General features: G+C 65.8%; 3 protein-coding genes. All 3 read left to right on the top strand.

Annotated elements, in window-relative coordinates:
- Positions 1-1,511: 5-amino-6-(D-ribitylamino)uracil--L-tyrosine 4-hydroxyphenyl transferase CofH (gene cofH, locus QOJ24_RS21660; protein ID WP_526264997.1), on the top strand; the 1,511-nt coding region annotated here is incomplete at its 5' end.
- A gap of 107 nt (positions 1,512-1,618) precedes the next feature.
- A complete protein-coding gene (locus tag QOJ24_RS21665) occupies positions 1,619-2,080 on the top strand; it encodes a hypothetical protein (RefSeq protein ID WP_526264999.1) in 462 nt (153 codons plus the stop codon).
- 69 nt (positions 2,081-2,149) lie between these two features.
- Complete coding sequence (locus tag QOJ24_RS21670) at positions 2,150-2,701, top strand: YceI family protein (protein WP_526265001.1); 552 nt, start codon at positions 2,150-2,152, stop codon at positions 2,699-2,701.
- Positions 2,702-2,735 lie beyond the last annotated feature (34 nt).

Below are 2,735 nucleotides of genomic sequence, written 5' to 3' on the forward strand. Positions count from 1 at the left end.
GCGGCGTATCGCCGCTGACGCCGGATCACGTCAACCCCGAACGGCCGTGGCCGGCGTTGGACGAACTCGCCGCAGTCACCGCAGAGGCGGGTTACGACCTCGTGCAGCGGTTGACCGCCCAGCCGCCTTATGTTCAGGCCGGCGCCGCGTGGATCGATCCGCGCGTGCAGGGTCATGTCGCCGCCCTGGCCGATCCCGACACCGGGTATGCGAAAGACGTCAACCCGGTTGGTCGCCCGTGGCAGGAACCCGACGAAGCGTCCGAGTCGCTGGGCCGCATCGATCTGCATGAGGCGATCGATTCCGAGGGCCGGCTGACCACCACCCGCAGCGATCTGGACTCCGCCTTCGGTGATTGGGAGTCCATCCGCGAGAAGGTGGGGGAGTTGGCGGCCCGCGTCCCCGAGCGGCTCGACACCGACGTCGCCGCAGCCCTCCGGTCGGCCGAGCGCGACCCAGCCAACTGCACCGACGACGAGTATCTTGCGCTGGCCACCGCTGACGGGCCGGCGTTGGAAGCCGTTGCTGCGCTGGCAGATTCGCTGCGCCGCGACACGGTCGGCGAGGACGTCACATTCGTCGTGAACCGCAACATCAACTTCACCAACATCTGCTACACCGGCTGCCGGTTCTGCGCGTTCGCCCAACGCAAAGGCGACGCCGACGCCTACTCGCTGTCCTCGTCAGAGGTGGCCGACCGCGCCTGGGAGGCCCATGTCGCGGGTGCGACAGAGGTCTGCATGCAGGGCGGTATCGACCCCGAGCTGCCGGTCACGGGCTACGCCGACCTGGTGCGCGCGGTGAAGCACAGGGTGCCGTCGATGCACGTGCACGCGTTCTCGCCGATGGAAATCTCCAACGGCGTCACCAAGAGCGGTCTGTCCATCCGCGAGTGGTTGATCAGCCTGCGTGAAGCCGGACTCGACACCATCCCCGGCACCGCCGCCGAGATCCTCGACGACGAGGTCCGGTGGGTCTTGACGAAGGGCAAGTTGCCCACGTCGATGTGGATCGAGGTCGTCACCACTGCCCACGAAGTCGGTCTGCGGTCGAGTTCGACGATGATGTACGGCCATGTCGACACGCCTAAGCACTGGGTCGGGCATCTGCGCGTACTGCGCGACATTCAGGACGGGACCGGCGGTTTCACGGAATTCGTCCCGCTGCCGTTCGTGCATCAGTCCTCGCCGCTGTATCTGGCGGGCGGCGCGCGCCCTGGCCCGACGCATCGCGACAACCGCGCAGTGCATGCGCTGGCCCGAATCATGCTGCACGGCAGAATCTCTCATATCCAGACAAGCTGGGTGAAGCTCGGCGTGGAGCGCACACAGGTGATGCTCAACGGCGGCGCCAACGACCTCGGCGGCACGTTGATGGAGGAGACCATCTCCCGAATGGCCGGCTCGGAATTCGGCTCGGCCAAGTCCGTCGAGGAGCTGACGGCGATCGCCGAGGGTATCGGCCGACCCGCCCGTCAGCGCTCCACGACGTACGCGCCGATCGCCGCCTGACCGAATCGCGGCTGGCCGACGGGAATCTGTGCGCGACGGTGAACCAGGTGTCAGGCTCGCAACGTATAACGGAAGTGAATTGACGCCATCCCCAGCACAGGAGCGCCTTGACGACGTTATTCGGCCTACCGGCCCATGCCCTGCTCAACCACACGATCGTGGTGCTCGCACCGCTGCTCGCCGGTCTCGAAATAATCTGCGGCCTCTGGCCAGCCGCGCGGCGCCGACTCGTATGGCTGAACCTCGCGCTTGCTGTGGGGGTCATGGTGCTGACGCCGCTGACCGTGTCTGCCGGTGAGTGGCTCTACAACCAGTCGCCCGCACACTCCGCAATCCTGGAAACGCACGAGCAACGCGCCGAATGGGCGATCTACTTCGCGATCGGACTGCTGGTGGTCGCCGTCGTTCAGGCGGTTCAGCACCGGATCGAGTCAAGATCGTCGGAGCCCAAGCGGGTTTTCGCGGTGATCGCAGCCGTGCTCGCGATCGTGGTTGGCGGGTGGGCAACCGTCGGCGTCGTGCTCATCGGCGACGCGGGCGCACGAGCAGTCTGGGGCGGTGGGGAATAGAAGCGGACTAGGGTCCGCTTACTCCTGTGGGTGTCGGAGAGGCCGACGCCAAACCTCGAGGAGACTCACATGACCGCTGCCACCGTGACCACCCAGCCGAAGGCGGGCACTTGGGCAATAGACGCGATTCACTCATCCATCGCGTTCTCCGTGCGCCACTTGCTGGTGAGCAAGGTGCGAGGGCATTTCAACACGTTCTCCGGTGCGGTCGTTGTCGGCGAGGACGGCAGCCCTTCCGTGACTGCCGAGATCGCAATCGACTCCATCGACACCAGCAACGAGCAGCGCGACGCCCACTTGAAGTCCGCCGAGTACTTCGATACCGAGAACTATCCGACGGCGACGTTCGCTTCGACCGCTGTACGTCAGAGCGGAGACAAGTACGTCCTCGACGGCGAATTCACACTCAAGGGCATCACCAAGCCGGTCAGCCTTGACCTCGAGTTCAACGGGACCAACCCCGGCATGGGCCATGGCGAGGTTGCCGGCTTCACCGCATCGGTCGTGCTCAACCGCAAGGACTTCGGTATCGACATCGACATGCCGCTGGAGTCCGGCGGCGCCGTCGTGGGCGACAAGGTCGCCATCACCCTCGAGATCGAAGCGCTCAAGCAGGCCTGACCCGCGGTGCCGCGAGCTGGGAGGTACCCCAGCT

Source organism: Mycobacterium sp., assembly GCF_032159775.1.
GTDB lineage: Bacteria > Actinomycetota > Actinomycetes > Mycobacteriales > Mycobacteriaceae > Mycobacterium.